Consider the following 16381-nt stretch of genomic DNA (forward strand, 5'->3'; position numbering starts at 1 on the left):
TTTTTGGAATGTGTTATTGTGGTGCAGGGCCAAGGATGATGCGTGACATATCGGCAGGCCGGATCCAACGATGGAAAGCGGCTTGGACTTCTTGAGGGGTCATCGCATAAATAGCGCGTGCTGCTTGATCGGGTGTATCGAGCGGTAATCCCAGATCAATATAGCTTAACCATGTTCCTGCCAGAGCACTAAAGCTTGCACGGCCCATAGGTTGGCTGCGTAAAAGTGTTGCTTTGGCGAGGTCGAGTGTTTCGGGGGAAACGGGTTTTTGCCGTAACATTTCGATGTCTGCTAGGGCCAGTTTTTGGGCTTTATTGACTTTGTCAGGGTCAGCGCCGAAGCCGACAGAGAAACTTGTGCGCGTGCGAGAGTAATCAAAGGCACTGCCGACACCATAAACATACCCTGTTCTTACCCGAAGATCTTGCATGAGGCGTGAGGAAAAGCCGTCTCCCAAGATCTCATTACCCACAGCTAAGGCATGGCGATCAGGGTTTTTCACATTCATGCTAAGGGTTTCAGCGAGGGTGACTTTATCTTGAGAGCGCCCTGGATCATGAATCACAGCCTGAGAGGCATGACTATCAGGGAGAGGTGGGAGATCTAGGGATGGTGTGGGACCATCATTCTTCCATTGACCGAATGTTTTTTCTATTTCCTGGCGTGCTTTTTCGGGGGTGATGTCACCGATCACGACGATTGTTGTGAGGTCTGGGCGGTATGTTGTGGCATAATAGCGTTTCACATCATCAAGTGTAATGTGACGAATCCCTTCGGGAGAGGCTTCACGTAATGTCGGGTCTGTTGAGGGTACTAAGGCTTTTCGTAGAGCACGGCCAAAATGGTAACCTGGCGATTGGAGTGTGCCTATTTGAGCCTGAGCTGCTTGTTCTCGGGTGATGAGGAAAGCTTTTTCGGGAAAAGCGGGGTCAAGTTCATGCTCAGCTAATAACGCAAGACCTTCGCTGAAATTCTGCGTAAGAGTGCTGAGCGAGAATGAAGAGCCTGCATTTTCATCGGCAGAAATGTCGTCTAGAGCCCGCGCGAGGGCGAGACGATCATGGTGATGGCTTCCATAAAGGAAGAGACCATCAGTAAGGCCAGCGACGCCTTCTTTTCCTTTAGGTTGCTCGAGAGCAGGGTTTTGGCGAATGGAGCCGAACAATTCTACTGTATGGCTTACATGTTCTGGTTGGACGAGAAGCCTTAATCCGTTGGGTAGAACGGTACTAACAGGCTGAGGTGATGCCGGAGGAAGCGTTAATCGTGCTAATGCTTTTTGAGCCCAATCGGGCAAGGTGACGTTATTTGTTGGTGGCGTGCTGAAAGATTCAGTACCACCAAATCCCTTATCCGAGATCGGGTGGCCTGAATCACTTGGTGTCAAAATGGCGGTGATGGCTTGTTGAGGTTCAAGCCATTGACGGGCAAGCTCATCCACTTGTTTTTTCGTAACGGACCGAAAAGCCGCGATCATGTCTTGTGGGTTGTTAAGATGCTGGACAGCAACAGCTTGTGACCAGCTGTCAGCGAGGCCGGAAATACTATTGGCATTGAACTCCAGAGCGGCAATCTCGCGTTGACGTGCGGCGTCGATCAGTTCTTGAGGGATACCATTTTGGCGATAATTCTCGAGAATATGTGCCATTTGGGCTTGTAATGCGTTGGCATTTCCTCCTTTAGGGAAGCCGGCATAGGCTGTGGCGATCCCGCCTTGTGCTTCTGGCGAGTACAGAAACCCCGTTTCTAGGGCTTTGCCTTGGGGGACGAGTGTGAACAGTTCTGCACGTTCGTTAGCGAGGGCATCGCTCAGAAGTGTGGCCGCTGCGTAGAGAGGGTCACGTTGGCTAGGCATACGCCATGCCATGGTGACAAGTCCAATAGGGAGGTCTGTTGGGAGTGAGAGTTTTTGTGCTTTGAGGGATTGTGGCGTTACGGGAACGCGCGGGGGAAGTGGACGTGAAGAAAGAGGGCCGAAAATAGCCTTTACCTTCTCAAGTGTTTGTTGAGGGGCAATGTCCCCAGCAATGATGAGGACAGCATTATTGGGAGCATACCAGTTTTGGTAAAATTGGCGTAGTTGCTGTGTTGTGGTGGCATCGAAGGAGGCACGTGTACCAAGTGCATCATGCTCATACGGTGTGTTGTGATAGAGTATGCTACGAACTTGTGAGAGGTAGCGATAAATAGGGCTTGAAAGATCGCGTGAGACTTCTTGCTCAATCGCTCCTTTCTCATGCTGCCATTCTTTATCGGCTAATGTTAGCCCTTCCATACGTCCTGCTTCAATTTTTAGGAGAACATCAAGGTCAGATGCAGGGGCAGTAAAATAATATTGTGTGACGTCTGATGTTGTGTCTGCGTTATTATCATTGCCTAAACGAGCACTTAGGGTGGATAGCTGATCGCGGCTCAGGGTAGATGAGCCATTGAACATCATATGTTCAAGTGCGTGCGCTGTGCCGGGGAAGCCTTTGGGTGTGTCTGCACCGCCGACCTCATAGTTCACCATTGTTTGTACAACAGGGGCGAGGCGGTTTTGAATGATCACGACGCGGAGGCCATTTGGTAATGTTGCTCTCAGGACGGGAGCAGAAGAGATCTCCGATGAGGCTTCTGATGGAGAGAGTGGGCTAGAGGTCGATGCTGCCCTTGCCGCTGGAAGTATGGTCAGAAAAGAAGCAGCTAAAAGCGCAAAACGAGAAAACGTGTGAGACACGGGACCTCCAGCATAGTTAAAGTGAGACGGCCAAAGAGATATTGCTGTTCTCTAGTAAAGGGCTTGACGGTAAGGTTGTCTATGCTTGAATTCTAGAGAGTCTATCACGAGGGGGAGAGATACTGTGCAGCTAGCCGAAATGGCTCGGCGTGTAGATGATGCGATACTCGATGGGTGTTTCCAGCCTATCGTGAATAGGCTGCCTCAAAAGATGACGGCTTGGTCGTTAGGGACGAGTTTTCATGTGGGCGCTGTATTATTCTATATCGTGTCTTTCATAGGTCCAGTTATCTTCGTTGGGGCTTCTGCTGATGTCCTGGTGCAGACGCTTTTTGCAATTGCATGGATCATCACGCTTGTTTTGGTATTCCAGCGTTTTCGCCCTCATGGTCAGCAAAATGCTATGAATCCGTCACGCATTATGCTGCGGAGTATGAGATTATGGAGTCTCGCTATTCTTTTGTACGGCATTTATGGCCTGCATGGGATTGAGCCTGCTATGGGGTTGTGGGAGTATTTGGATGTCTGTGCCCGGGCAGCACTGGTGATTGGTTTGTATTTTATGGCGTGCCAATCTCCACCACCTGGTATGCGGCGCTCGTCTAAGTGGAAGTATAGTTTCCGGCGACGGGGGGCGTTAAAGCCAGCGTCGTCATTGCGTTTGTAGGTATCAGCACAACAAGCATTATTGGAGTGGGGCGTGGCAATTAAGCTGGGTATTGGGATTATTACCTACAATCGTAAGGAAATCTTACGGCAATGTGTGGAGCATATACGTGCTTTTACGCAGCATTCGTTTGAACTTGTTGTCGCTGATGATGGGTCACAGGATGGAACCCCAGCGCTTTTAGAGCGTCTTAATGTGCCCTACATCACCGGAGATAATCGCGGTATTGCGTGGAACCGTAATCGTGCTCTTTGGTGGTTGAAAGAAGAAAAGAAGTGCGATGTCATTCTGGTTTTTGAGGATGATTGTCGTCCATGCGAATTTGGCTGGGAACGGCCCTGGATTAAAGCGGTTGAGGCCTATGGTCATATGAACCATATGCCAGAAATTACATTAGAAATTGATAATGATGTGTCTTCCGGCTCTGGTACGGCGGAAGATCCGTATATAGCGCCCATGCATCAGGCTTTTTGCGTGGGGTATCATGCTCGTGCGCTTGATTATGTTGGCTATTTGGATGTGCGGTTTGAGAAATATGGTGAAGAACATGTCGAGCACACGCATCGTTTTTTAAGGGCAGGCTATGGCGGGCTTCCGCAATTTCGCACTCCTGAACGTGGCCAGGTTTTTTTCCTACGTGGTGGTTTAGAGGCTTTGCCGTCAGAAACACATGGAACGCCTGACTGTGTTAGCCGGAATATTATTGTGCATCGTCAGATTCAAGGTGATCCTTTCTATCGTGCGCCATGGCGGAGTGACGAGCAGCTCTTTCTTTTTCGTGAAGAAATGGAAGCTGCCCGTAACCGTCCTCAGTCGATAACACAGCCCAAAGATAATGGATTTGATGTAATCATTTCTTTGGGGGGTGATGAAAAAACGAATTTTTTCATCAAACGTATATTCGGTAGGGCGGATTCTTCTTTCTTTGATGGTTTTGTCACGCCATTCCATAGTTTGATTCACTTGTTTGAGACTGACTTCCAAGGATTGTTCTCAACGGCTTGTTTGTATGGGTACTGGGATGCTCTGCGCTGTCGAGATAGTTTGCTTGTTTATCATAATTGTCTTGATATTCCTGAAGGAGAGCACACAAGTGTTGAACTCTTTCACAGCCAGCTGGGGCGTTTGAAACAAGAATATGCGGATCATCTTGCAAAGTTAGATGTGCTTTGTGATGGTACTCATCGTGTTTTATTTGTGCGGGATTGGCACGATGCTTTGCACTATGAAGGGACACATCGTCCTTCACATGCATTGACGCCGGACTTTCGTCGTTTAGTAGCGGCTCTTGAAGCACGTTATCCTTCGTTAGAGTTTCGTGTGTTGTTTACCAATTTTGGTTCAGCCAGTGTGGCAGACTCACGCATGATTTTTGCGAATCTTTCCGTGCCCGATGTGTGTGATGATGAGCGTAAAGTAGACGCATGGGGTAGAATGGTGTCGCAGCTCGGTATTTACCGTCGCGGCGATGAGGCGTGGGATGATGAGGAGGTAGCATAGTGGTCGACTATAAGGCTTGGCAGCATTATGTTCAGCGTGCTGTGCTGTTGTTGGTCCTTTGCTCTGGTGCCGCTTCGGCAGCGTCTCCCAATGTGGGGATGTCAGAAGGAAGCATGCTCGTTCCTTTGACGCATGGTGAGGGCGTTAACCGGCAAGATGTTCATTATCAATGTTCGTTTGATGAACGGAAGGCGAATAGTGATCAGAAGGAGCTTGTCGCATCGCTTCCTCCAGAGAGACATTTTATTGTCTCTTATCTGAATGCCGATACGGCGGCTTTGGCAGCATTTCCTGTTGATTCTAAAATGCTGGTTTTTGCCAATATCGTTTCAGGATCAGGAGCAAAGTATGTTGCTGACCGGTACGCGTGGACAACAGAAGGCGATGAGGCCATGTTTTCTCGTGTCGATAGGGAAGATTCGGCCATTAATTGCCATGTGGTAACGGTAGAAGCGCCATCGAAGTCGGCGTTAAATCCTTCTCCTCAAATATCGTCTCATAGTCCGAGTGAGTCTGCTCAAACCGGTGAAGATCAAGGGCACTAACTATCGTATATTGAGGAAAAATGAGGAGATATAAGCCGTGAAAAGGCGAGAGTGTCTCCCGTTGTTTTTGGCTTCGATGCTGGGAATGAGTGTTTTTGAGGCAGCGCGTTCTAAGGAACGTGCTCCTGTAAAGATTGCAGAAGCTTGGCCAGCCCATACAGCATGGTTAATTCTTTTGGGGGCACAGGAACGTCTGGTTGCGTGTGCGGCGCGCCCAGACGATGTGCCTTGGATGTTTCATTTAGTTCCGACATTACGCCATGCTAAGCCTATACGTTCAGGTGGCCTTAACCCAGAGCTTTTGTTGCAGTTAGGGGTAGATCTCCTCATTTTGCCTGCTTCAGAGGTCTCTCACGAAAAGATATTACGCAAACTGGGGTTGGCGGTAGTTTCGTTGGGGTTTTCCGATTTCAAAGGACTTTTAGAGTGCCTCGATATGACGGCATCTCTCTTACAGACAGATTTTGCTGTTCAGCGAGCAAAAGCTTATCGTCAGTTTTTATTGGGATCGCTAGGGGATATGCGAGAATACGGGGCTGGCCCACGTATATTGCATGTTGCGTCATTATCTCCGTTAAAGATTGATGGGACACACACGATCATTGATCAATGGATACGGGCCTCTGGTGGGTGTAATGCGGCGACGGTGTCGGGAAATCATATAGACGTCACGCAAGAACACATCTTAGCGTGGAATCCTGATATTATTATCCTCTCAGCAACCATCACTGAAACGGAATATTTCTCGCAGCAGCCTATTTTTTCGTGTTTGCGCGCTGTGCGACAGGGACAGATTTATCACAACCCGGCTGGGTTATTCTTATGGGATCGATATGGCCCTGAGATTGTGCTGCAAGTGCAATGGCTGAAGCAGATCATTGCAATAGGACAGGCCCATCGGATGGATCTGTGTGATGATGTCAGGGAATTTTACCATAATTTCTATGGGATCTCGTTGAAACAAGAAGAGGCAGGGCGGATATTATCCGCCCTGCCTCCTTCGTAAGTCTTGGGTTTAGCCGCGTAATTGGCGAGCTGCGGCAACCATGTTGGCAATCGCAGGGCGAACTTCTTCCCAACGACGTGTTTTCAAGCCGCAATCTGGGTTAACCCAAAGTTGACGACGTTCTACTTTCTTTTCTGCTGCTTTGAGCAGGGCCACCATTTCTTCGACGGAAGGAACGCGTGGGGAGTGAATGTCGTAAACACCTGGCCCAATTTCGGCAGGGTAACGGTGATGGGTAAATGCCTCCAACAGCTCCATCTTGGAACGGGCTGTCTCGATGGAAATGACATCAGCATCCATAGCCGCGATGGCTTCAATAATGTCGTTAAATTCCGAGTAGCACATATGGGTATGGATCTGTGTTTTATCCTGCACACCACTTGCCGTGACGCGGAAGCTTTCGACAGCCCAGTTTAGATAGTGTTTCCAATCTTTACGACGAAGAGGCAGCCCTTCACGGAGAGCGGCTTCGTCAATTTGAATGACGGGACACCCTTCTTTCTCAAGATCTAAAACTTCATCGCGGATTGCAAAAGCAATCTGGCGACATGTTTCTGAGCGTGGTTGGTCGTCACGTACAAAGGACCAATTGAGGATGGTGACAGGCCCCGTCAGCATGCCTTTTAAAGGCTTTTTGGTGCAGGATTGTGCGTATTTCCACCAATCCAGTGTCATGGGTTTGGGGCGTGCAACATCTCCGTAAATGATGGGAGGGCGAACATAGCGGGAGCCATATGACTGAACCCAGGCGTGCTTGGTGAAGGCGAAGCCGGAAAGCTGTTCACCGAAATATTGCACCATGTCATTGCGTTCAAATTCGCCATGAACCAGTACGTCGAGGCCGACTTCTTCCTGCCATGCAATCGCATTGGCCGTTTCTTTTTCTAAGAACGCGTCATATTCAGCTGTGCTGATTTCTTTCTTAGCGTGACGTGCACGTGCCTGACGTACTTCCTTGGTCTGAGGGAATGACCCAATGGTTGTGGTTGGGAAGAGAGGAAGGTTGAGAGCTTCTTCCTGGGCTTTTTGGCGTATTGGAAAGGCGGACTGACGTTGTGTCAGGGAAGCGTCCTTCTGAGCCGCACGTTCTTTCACGGTTTTATTGTGGATGCGCGACGATGTTTTACGGCTTTTTACAGCTTCATCGGCTTTGTTCAATTCTGCCCGGACTGCATCACGTCCTTTATTGAGAGCTTTCGCGAGAGTAGCGAGTTCCTCAATCTTTTGGAGTGCGAAGGACAACCATGACTTCACTTCTGGGTCGAGGATTGTCTCACGTTCTACGTCAATAGGCGTGTGGATAAGAGAGCAGGAAGGAGCGAGGATGAGGTTGCGGTGTGGTGCAACTTTCTCCAAACGATCCAACAAGGCGCTGAGATCAGCACGCCAGATATTACGGCCATCAATAACGCCCAAGGAGAGGACGAGTTCAGGATGCGCTTTGTTGATGAGTGTATCGAGTTGGTGAGGCGCTCTTACGAGATCAACATGTAGACCATGGACTGGAAGGCTGAGTGCCGTATCAAGATTGTCACCCAATTCACCAAAATAGGTGGTGAGCATGAGCTTAATGGTGGGAACGCTACTGGTAAGGCTTTGATAAGCTTGCTTCAACGCATTGCGAGCTGCGTTATCAAGATCAAGCACGAGAATAGGTTCATCAATCTGGACCCACTCTGCACCTTCTTCATGAAGTTTTCTGAGAACCTCAGCGTAAACAGGAAGCAGGTTGCCCAAAAGATCGAGACGATTGAACGATTCTTCACGGCTTTTGCCAAGCAATAAGAAGCTTACAGGCCCTAACAAGACGGGGCGTGTGTTAAATCCCTGTTTTTTTGCTTCGCGGTATTCGTCAAGAATTTTTGTTGAAGCCAGGTGGAATGTCTGGTCGCGTGTAAATTCTGGGACGAGATAGTGATAATTGGTATCGAACCATTTCGTCATTTCAGCGGCGGGGACGTCTCCTTCGTGATGGTGGTGCCCACCACAGTCACATGTTTTGTGGTCTTCAGCACCTTTTGTTTGGCGCCCGCGAGCCATTGCAAAATATGTGTCGAGGCTGACAGTCCCTTCGGATTTGCCGTAAATTTCTGGAACGGCTCCTACGAGGGTGCTGGTATCAAGCACGTGATCGTAAAAAGAAAAGTCATTGGACGGTAGGATATCAGCGCCCTGCTCTTTCTGACGCTTCCAGTTTTCAGCGCGTAATTGGGCCGCTGTCTGGTGTAAATCGGCTTCAGAGCTATTGCCAGCCCAGAAACTTTCAAGAGCTTTTTTGAGTTCCCGATGGGCGCCAATGCGCGGGAAACCGAGTGTCGCAACGTGCACAGTCATAATTATTTGCCTCGTGGCGTAGCGGCAGAAGCCATGCAAACTGCCTTCCTCTCATAACCGTCCCTTGGCAAAGGGGTAAGGAGGGGGAGACAGCCTGGCAGAGGCCCCTGTCGACAGTAGTTGTCGTGTCCTGGCGAGAGAAACAGCTTGGCTTCGTTTCCCGAAGAACAAGTTCTTCCTCATCTCGGTGAACCCCTCGATAGAATCAGGCCTCACCACCGTGACGCACCAAGAAGTGGCAGGGCTTCGAAAAATAGTCAATATCCTATTGCACATATAATGAAATGGTTATATATCGCTTTTCATGGATCGTGCCCTTATCATTTTTCAGGCTCTTGCGGAGCCGACGCGTTTAAGAATTTTACGTTTGTTGCGTGAAATGGAACTCTCTGTGGGGGAGCTGGCCCAAGTTTTGGGGCAGAGCCAGCCGCGTGTCTCTCGCCATGTCAAAGTGTTGGCTGAGGCTGAACTTGTTGTGAGGAGAAAAGAGGGGAGCTGGGTTTTTCTTGCTTTGGGAGCAGAAAAAGATTTGCAGCCTATTTTTTCTGCCTTGGATCATTGGCATCCGCCTGAATCGGAAGATGAGGATGATCTTGGCCGAGCGGATCGGCAGCGACTCCAGGCTGTGCGTAATGTACGCATGGGCGCTGCTGAGGATTGGTTTGAGGTGCATGCCGCAGAATGGGATGCGATTCGCTCACTTCATGTTTCCGAGAGTGAAGTGGAAGCAGGTATCCGACACATCATAGGTGACGCCCCCATCGGGAGTCTGGTGGATATCGGCACAGGCACTGGGCGTATGTTGGAGCTGCTCGCAGGGCAATGTCAGCATGCGCTGGGGTTTGATCGTAGCCCGTCTATGCTGCGTTTGGCGCGTGCTAAGTTGGAACATGCTCAAACCGCTTCTGGAGAGAAAATCAATCTCCGGCAAGGTAACTTCTACGCCCTTCCTATTGCTGAGAATGCGACTGACTTAGCGATTATCCATCAAGCACTCCGTTATGCTCAGCATCCTGCAGCCGTCATCATAGAAGCGGCACGCATTCTTACGCCGGATGGAAAGCTTTTGGTGGTCGATTTTGCGTCTCACCAAAGGGAGGAACTGCGTATGCGCGACGCCCATGTGTATTTGGGGTTTAGCGATCAACAAATGAAAGATTGGTTCCACTCAGCAGGATTGGATCTCGTATCTACGCAGGCTTTGGCAGGGGAACTAACTGTGAAGATGTGGCTTGGTCAGCTTCAATCAAAATAACTGAAGGACGCTTTACGCGTATGTAAGAGGAAATTTATTTGTCATGCCCGAAATTTCATTCGAATTTTTCCCTGCCAAAACAGAGGACGGGGCTGTTTCATTACTGAAGACAGCTCAGACATTAGCGGAGTTTGATCCGCGATTTATGTCGGTAACCTATGGTGCGGGAGGATCAACTCAAGGCCGGACGCTTGCAACACTGTGTGATATGGCGAAGTGTGTTTCTGTGCCGCTGGCCGGGCATTTGACATGTGTTGGCGCCTCTAAAGGGGAAGTGGACGATGTGGCTCGGTCCTTTTGGGATGCCGGAATTCGCCATATTGTTGCTTTGCGCGGTGACCCTCGGCCGGTTGATGGGAAAGCGCAACGGTTTGAGCCGCATCCGCAAGGGTACCGTAATGCCGCAGAGTTAGTGAGTGGTCTGAAGAAAATTGCGCCATTTGAGATTTCTGTAGCGGCTTATCCTGAGACGCATCCGGAAGCTCTCAGTCCTGAAGCGGACCTTGATAATTTAAAGCGTAAGTTCGATGCTGGTGCAGACCGTGCGATTACGCAATTCTTTTTCGATGCGGATATTTTCTTGCGTTTTCGTGATCGTCTTAGTGCTGCGCATATTACCAAACCCGTTATTCCAGGTATTTTGCCTTTGAGTAGCGCAGTCCAAGCATGGAAGTTTGCTGCAATGTGCGGGGCGTCTATTCCAGAGGAATTGCGTGTTCTTTATGGTGATCTTGATAAATCGCCAGCAGTACGCGCCCGAATTTCAGCTATTTTAGCAGATCGTCTATGCCAAAAACTGGTAGCAGAAGAGGTCGGTCATTTTCATTTCTATACTTTGAATCAGGCTGTGCCGTGCTCGGCATTGAGCCTTCTTCTAAGGCATGGAAAAGTACCATCATCCTTAGAGTAAGTCGTTAAAAAGAGCGATTAACAAAAAAGCCCTCCAGTTGGAGGGCTTTTTTGAGGAAAGGTTATTTGGCGTCACGCTGTTTATTGGGCGCCAGAACCATAATCATCTGTCGGTTCTCAAGACGTGGTCGTTGTTCAGCTTTCGCAATTTCTTCGGTCGCTGCGCGGATGCGTTCCATCATCTTGTAGCCAAGCTCTTGGTGAGCAACCTCACGCCCTTTGAAGCGTAGGGATACCTTCACCTTGTCTCCATCCTCTAAGAAGGACATGACGGCTTTGGCCTTTGTTTGGAAGTCATGCTCGCCCGTACCGGGACGAATTTTCACTTCCTTGATTTCAATGACCTTTTGTTTCTTACGAGCTTCATTACGCTTTTTCTGCTGCTCGTATTTGAATTTGCCGTAGTCGAGAATCTTGGCCACGGGAGGTTCAGCAGTTGGGCTGATCTCTAATAGATCGAGTCCCTCTGAGAAAGCACGCGCAAGTGCATCACGAGTTGGCATGATGCCAACCATTTCGCCGTCAGCGTCGATGACACGGACCTGCGGCACACGGATCTCTTCATTGACGCGCGGTCCCTCCCGATGAGGGCCGGCGTTAAACGGCGGTCTAGCTATGGTCAACTCCTGTCACTTCATTCTCTTATTCCCATCGACCTATTTAAAAGGTGATGAGGGATATGTGTTATTCCGATTCAGTCATAGCCCTGGCATGAGGGAGGTGCAAGGGCTTGTCTTCCCTAGATATGCGTATCTGTTTTCTGACGCGCAATATCAGGTGCTTGTGCTTCTTGGCTGAGCTCATGAATTGCGTCATCCAGGGAGCACACTTTTTGGTTTTGTTGGCCTAAACGACGCATGCTGACGGTTTGTTCCTCAGCCTCACGACGGCCAACAACCAAAATAACGGGAACGCGTGCAAGACTATGCTCACGTACTTTGGCATTGATTTTCTCATTACGCGTATCGAGTTCAACGTGAAGCCCTGCTTGACGCAGTTGTGAAGCAACTGTCTGAGCATAATCAGCCGCATCTGTCACGATGCTTGCAACGACGACTTGAGTTGGTGCGAGCCAAAGGGGGAATTTCCCGGAAAATTGTTCGATTAAGATTCCCAAGAAACGCTCAAAACTGCCGAGAATAGCCCGGTGTAACATGACGGGACGGTGGCGAGCACTGTCTTCCCCGATGTAAGAGGCATCCAGCCGTTCTGGTAGGACATAATCCACTTGCAGGGTTCCGCACTGCCAATCACGTCCGATGGCATCTGTGAGGACGAATTCTAGCTTAGGTCCGTAAAAGGCACCTTCACCTGGGTTGAGTTCATAATCAACACCAACCATTTCACAGGCGCGTTTCAAAGAATTTTCAGCACGGTCCCATACATCATCCGATCCTGCACGTGTTTCTGGACGGTCTGAGAATTTGACGCGGAAGCTCTCGAAGCCGAAGTCTTTATAAACTTCCCCTAGCATGGTGACGAAACGTGCTGTTTCATCAGCGATCTGGTCGTCTGTGCAGAAAATATGGGCATCATCTTGTGTAAAACCACGCACGCGCATGATTCCGTGTAAGGAGCCAGAAGGTTCATAGCGATGGCAAGCGCCAAACTCTGCCATACGGAGTGGAAGTTCGCGATAAGAGCGTAACCCGTGGCGGAAAATTTGAACGTGACAGGGGCAGTTCATCGGCTTGAGGGCGAGAGTTTTATCTTCATCCTCAACGGTCGCGATGAACATATTTTCGCGATATTTATCCCAGTGGCCAGACGCCTCCCATAGCGCTCGATCTACGAGCTGAGGCGTACGAACTTCTTGATAATCATGGCGTTGCTGAGCACGGCGCATATAGTCTTGAACAGTGGAATAGAGGCGCCAGCCTTTAGCATGCCAGAAAATCTGACCGACGGCTTCTTCTTGAATATGGAAAAGGTCCATCTCTCGGCCAATGCGGCGATGATCGCGCTTTTCGGCTTCTTCAAGACGTTGGAGATAGGCTTTAAGTTCTTTTTTATCGCGCCATGCGGTGCCGTAAATGCGGGTGAGCATAGGGTTGCGATGATCGCCGCGCCAATAGGCGCCGGCAACGCGCATCAGCTTGAAGGCATTACCAACGTCAGCCGTTGTGCGCAGATGTGGTCCACGGCATAAATCGAGCCATTCCCCTTGGCGGTAGATGGAAATTTCCTCAGTTTCGGGAAGGTCACGTATCAGTTCTGCTTTAAATTTTTCCCCGCGTTCTTCAAAGAAGCGAATAGCGTCATTCCGATCCCAAACTTCACGTTCGAAAGCTGTTTCCTTGGCAATGATTTCTTCCATCTTCTTTTCGATGGCTTCGAAATCATCGGGGGTAAAGGGCTTGTCACGTGCAAAATCGTAATAAAAGCCGTCTTTAATGCTGGGGCCAATGGTCACTTGAGTTCCAGGCCATAAAGTTTGCACGGCCTCTGCGAGGACATGCGCTGCATCATGACGGATCATGTCCAGAACGTCGTCATCTTTACGTGTAATGAAGCGAAGCGCTGCATCGTGCGTGATGGTCGTCGCAAGATCAACAAGATTGCCATCGACTTCCATCGCGAGAGCTGCACGGGCGAGGCCTGGACCAATGGAGTTGGCGATTGCCGTGCCTGTTACTGCCTCATCGAAGGTGCGAATACTTCCGTCGGGCAGAGTAATGGCAGGCATGAGAGTACTCCTTGGTCTAAAGCGTTAATGGCATATGGAGGGTGAGAGGCTTACGACTCAGCAACATCACCCTGTGATTCATCAGGGGGTGGGACTTTGCACTCTTTTTCTCTGTGGCTCAAGTTTGAGAAGAGGCCAGGAGGCGAGATAAGCGGTAACACGCTCCACGGTAAGCTTTGTGAGGTCGTCAACGAGAAGCATTTGGCTATAGCCAGGAGTGAGGGAAAGTGGTGCGCATCGCCGTGGATCGCTCTCTGAGGAAAAGAGAGTGAGGCTAGGGCGGTCCATAGTCGCAGCGATATGCATTGGACCTGTATCGTTACCGATCACGAAGTGTGCTTGATGAATTAGCCCTGAGAGCTCAATCAAAGAGGTTTGTCCTGTGAGGTCAATGGCATTGGGGACATGTTGCGTAATGGAGGTGCCAAGTGATTTGTGAGCTGGGGCTCCGACGATTACCGGTGTTAACCCACAATTTTTTAAATAAGTGGCGAGAGCGGAGAAGTGCTCGATCGGCCACTGTTTGGCTGGGCGGTGGGACGCCGCTCCAGGGACTAAGACGACGTAAGGCTCTGTTATGATTGGGCCATATTCAACGAGCCACATGGGGACTTCGCGTGGGCGAGGCGTGATCCCTGCGGCGAGAAGTTGATCATTCTGACGGGTAAGCGTGTGCATCTGCCGCGCCATGGGATTGAGGTGCGGAGCATTGGCTTGAGGAATTTGCCCTGACCAGAAAGGGGGCTTGGTAAAACGGAAATAAAGCCTTGTGCGCCCAGAATTCTGGAGGTCAAAAACACGATCAAATCGTCGGATGTGGCGATAAAGCGAGAGTAGGGCACGCCAGTCTGTAAGCTTAGGTCGATTATCCACGATAACACTGTCAAACCACGGGCTTTTTTGTGCCAGAGATATGTAAGGCGAACTCGTGAGAAGACTTAAATGATCGTCAGGAAAGGCGTGACGAAGTGAAGCAAAGGCACTGAACGCTTGGAACATATCCCCTAGTGCACCATGTTTGATGACGAGGATATGAGCCATGCGATCAGATTCCCAAGACTACTGATTATTCAGGTTTTTTACCTGTAGAGGCACTATTGGCGACAACAACCATAGCTGGCTTTAGGAGACGGTCTTTTAAGAGCCATGTTGGTGAGTAGGCCTGCACAACGTAACCAGGTGCATGGTCGGGGGATTCAACCTCTTGCATAGCTTGGTGAAGATTCGCATCGAATGGTTTGTTGTGAGCATCGCTGCGTGTGATGCCGTTTCGCTCTAGAATGGAGATAAATGAGCGCTCGGTGCTTTCAAAACCTTCTCTCAAGCGTGTGATAATGTTGCTTTCACCTTCTTCTGCTGGAGGAAGAGAAGCAACACCACGTTGAAGGTTTTCAGCAGCTTCGACGACATCCTTAGCAAATTTCTGAACCGCATATTGGCGGGCATCCTCAACATCACGCTTAGCGCGTGTGCGGAGGTTTTGGTTGTCAGCTTCAGAGCGTAACCAGCGATTCTTCATTTCTTCTAATTCAGCTTCAAGGGCTGCAATACGTTCTTCTGGTGTGGTTTCTGTTGCTGGCGTTTCTGCACCATGCTCTTCCTTGTGGGAGGTGTGTGATGCTGTGTTATCTTGCTTTGTTTCTTGATGTTCGGTCTCGGTATGAGGATTTTGTTCTGTCATAGCACGCCCCTGTTGCGTCTTTCTGGAAATGGGCCTTCAGGACGACCCCACCTGCTTGTCCAAATAATGATCATTGCGATGAAAGCAAGGGGGAAGATGCATTGTATAAGTCTTTGATTCTCTCTAAGGGTCGCAGAAATCGTGATGTTTGAGCGATGTTTGTATTTCATGCTAACATCCGAGAAGCCTTAGTTCTTCTTGGTAATTAAGAAAGAACGTTACATGGTTCGAGACGACCATAGGAGCGATCATGACAAAGCCTAGCCTGGCGGGTATGGAGAAGAGTTCCTTGGATGAAACCCAGGGCACACGGGCGGAGGGTGCCCCCATTATCACCTTAGTGGATGATGACCGTAATATTCTCGCATCGGTGCAGATGAGCCTCGAAGCTGAAGGGTTTACGGTTCATACCTATACTGACGGGGAGAGTGCGCTCCAGGGGTTATTGTCGCGTCCTGTATCATTGGCCGTTTTGGATGTAAAAATGCCACGGATGGACGGTATGGAGCTGTTGAAACGTTTGCGCGCGCGCTCCAATATGCCAGTCATTTTTTTGACGTCTAAGAATGAAGAAATGGACCAATTAATGGGGCTTCGCCTTGGGGCGGATGACTATATTACTAAGCCATTTTCACTTAAATTACTGGTAGAGCGGATTAGAGCGCTTTTGCGGCGTCATGAGGTGAGTCAGGCCGAGGCAACGGGCGAGGCCGGAGTTGGGCAATCCATTCTAATGCGTGGCGCTTTGGCTTTGGATGAGGCACGCCATCAATGTTTATGGAATTCAAAAGAAGTTGCTTTAACCGTGACGGAATTCCTCCTTGTGAAGGCCTTGGTTGTGCGGCCAGGGCTTGTGAAATCTCGTGATCAATTGATAGATGCGGCCTATGGGGACAGCATCTATGTTGATGATCGTACAATTGATAGTCACATCAAACGTGTCAGGAAAAAATTTCGACAAGTTGATGAGAATTTCAATCAAATCGAAACGCTCTATGGCGTAGGCTATCGCTACCGAGAGGCCTAGCTTCCCTCCCTGGCGCAGGGACGAGTGAGATTACGCAGATAGGCTATGGTAG

At 49.6% G+C, this 16381-nt stretch carries 13 protein-coding genes; 7 read left to right on the forward strand and 6 right to left on the reverse strand.

Annotation, left to right across the window (positions count from 1 at the left end; translation table 11 throughout):
* Positions 1–13: 13 nt before the first annotated feature.
* The gene (locus GS501_RS01520; RefSeq protein WP_160830115.1) at positions 14–2719 is read right to left on the reverse strand and encodes a pitrilysin family protein; all 2706 of its coding nucleotides are present in this window, start codon (positions 2717–2719) and stop codon (positions 14–16) included.
* A 124-nt stretch (positions 2720–2843) separates the two neighbouring features.
* Here GS501_RS01520 and GS501_RS01525 point away from each other — a divergent pair, with 124 nt between their 5' ends.
* From GS501_RS01525 to GS501_RS01540, 4 genes are all read left to right on the forward strand, one after another.
* Complete coding sequence (locus GS501_RS01525) at positions 2844–3386, forward strand: hypothetical protein (RefSeq protein WP_160830116.1); 543 nt, start codon at positions 2844–2846, stop codon at positions 3384–3386.
* 33 nt (positions 3387–3419) lie between these two features.
* Positions 3420–4886, forward strand: coding sequence for a glycosyltransferase family A protein (locus GS501_RS01530; RefSeq protein WP_160830117.1), 1467 nt, complete (start codon positions 3420–3422; stop codon positions 4884–4886).
* The gene (locus GS501_RS01535) at positions 4886–5431 is read left to right on the forward strand and encodes an MliC family protein (RefSeq protein ID WP_160830118.1); all 546 of its coding nucleotides are present in this window, start codon (positions 4886–4888) and stop codon (positions 5429–5431) included. The genes GS501_RS01530 and GS501_RS01535 overlap by 1 nt, the downstream gene beginning before the upstream one ends.
* An 85-nt stretch (positions 5432–5516) precedes the next feature.
* Positions 5517–6437, forward strand: coding sequence for an ABC transporter substrate-binding protein (locus GS501_RS01540; RefSeq protein WP_237442364.1), 921 nt, complete (start codon positions 5517–5519; stop codon positions 6435–6437).
* A 9-nt stretch (positions 6438–6446) separates the two neighbouring features.
* Here GS501_RS01540 and metE read toward each other — a convergent pair whose 3' ends face one another.
* Positions 6447–8771, reverse strand: coding sequence for a 5-methyltetrahydropteroyltriglutamate--homocysteine S-methyltransferase (gene metE / locus GS501_RS01545; RefSeq protein WP_160830120.1), 2325 nt, complete (start codon positions 8769–8771; stop codon positions 6447–6449).
* A gap of 304 nt (positions 8772–9075) precedes the next feature.
* Between metE and GS501_RS01550 the strand changes: the two genes are divergently transcribed.
* Entirely contained in the window at positions 9076–10026 is a 951-nt protein-coding gene (locus GS501_RS01550) for a metalloregulator ArsR/SmtB family transcription factor (protein WP_160830121.1), read from the forward strand.
* 43 nt (positions 10027–10069) lie between these two features.
* Positions 10070–10936: a methylenetetrahydrofolate reductase gene (locus tag GS501_RS01555; RefSeq protein WP_160830122.1), complete on the forward strand. Its 867-nt coding sequence runs from the start codon at positions 10070–10072 to the stop codon at positions 10934–10936.
* A 61-nt stretch (positions 10937–10997) separates the two neighbouring features.
* Here the strand turns inward: GS501_RS01555 and infC are convergent, their stop codons facing one another.
* The 4 genes from infC to GS501_RS01575 form a co-directional block, all read right to left on the reverse strand.
* Complete coding sequence (gene infC / locus GS501_RS01560; protein WP_160830645.1) at positions 10998–11552, reverse strand: translation initiation factor IF-3; 555 nt, start codon at positions 11550–11552, stop codon at positions 10998–11000.
* A 122-nt stretch (positions 11553–11674) separates the two neighbouring features.
* Positions 11675–13621 carry a threonine--tRNA ligase gene (gene thrS, locus GS501_RS01565; RefSeq protein ID WP_160830123.1) on the reverse strand — a complete coding sequence of 649 codons (1947 nt, stop codon included), beginning with the start codon at positions 13619–13621 and terminating at the stop codon, positions 11675–11677.
* Positions 13622–13702: 81 nt separating this feature from the next.
* Positions 13703–14662, reverse strand: a complete 960-nt coding sequence (locus GS501_RS01570; RefSeq protein WP_160830124.1) for a glycosyltransferase family 9 protein — start codon at positions 14660–14662, stop codon at positions 13703–13705.
* 25 nt (positions 14663–14687) lie between these two features.
* Complete coding sequence (locus tag GS501_RS01575) at positions 14688–15302, reverse strand: nucleotide exchange factor GrpE (RefSeq protein ID WP_160830125.1); 615 nt, start codon at positions 15300–15302, stop codon at positions 14688–14690.
* A gap of 274 nt (positions 15303–15576) precedes the next feature.
* On the opposite strand from GS501_RS01575, the gene GS501_RS01580 reads away from it, so the two are divergent.
* Entirely contained in the window at positions 15577–16329 is a 753-nt protein-coding gene (locus tag GS501_RS01580; protein WP_160830646.1) for a response regulator transcription factor, read from the forward strand.
* Positions 16330–16381: the final 52 nt, after the last annotated feature.

Source organism: Saccharibacter sp. 17.LH.SD (assembly GCF_009834805.1).
Taxonomy (GTDB): domain Bacteria; phylum Pseudomonadota; class Alphaproteobacteria; order Acetobacterales; family Acetobacteraceae; genus Saccharibacter.

Bases quoted from the DNA above. Each gene is read 5' to 3' on its own strand.
- GS501_RS01540 (WP_237442364.1), top strand. From the start codon at position 5,517: ATGAGTGTTTTTGAGGCAGCGCGTTCTAAGGAACGTGCTCCTGTAAAG.
- metE (WP_160830120.1), bottom strand. From the start codon at position 8,771: ATGACTGTGCACGTTGCGACACTCGGTTTCCCGCGCATTGGCGCCCAT.
- GS501_RS01550 (WP_160830121.1), top strand. From the start codon at position 9,076: ATGGATCGTGCCCTTATCATTTTTCAGGCTCTTGCGGAGCCGACGCGT.
- GS501_RS01555 (WP_160830122.1), top strand. From the start codon at position 10,070: ATGCCCGAAATTTCATTCGAATTTTTCCCTGCCAAAACAGAGGACGGG.
- thrS (WP_160830123.1), bottom strand. From the start codon at position 13,621: ATGCCTGCCATTACTCTGCCCGACGGAAGTATTCGCACCTTCGATGAG.
- GS501_RS01570 (WP_160830124.1), bottom strand. From the start codon at position 14,662: ATGGCTCATATCCTCGTCATCAAACATGGTGCACTAGGGGATATGTTC.
- GS501_RS01575 (WP_160830125.1), bottom strand. From the start codon at position 15,302: ATGACAGAACAAAATCCTCATACCGAGACCGAACATCAAGAAACAAAG.
- GS501_RS01580 (WP_160830646.1), top strand. From the start codon at position 15,577: ATGGAGAAGAGTTCCTTGGATGAAACCCAGGGCACACGGGCGGAGGGT.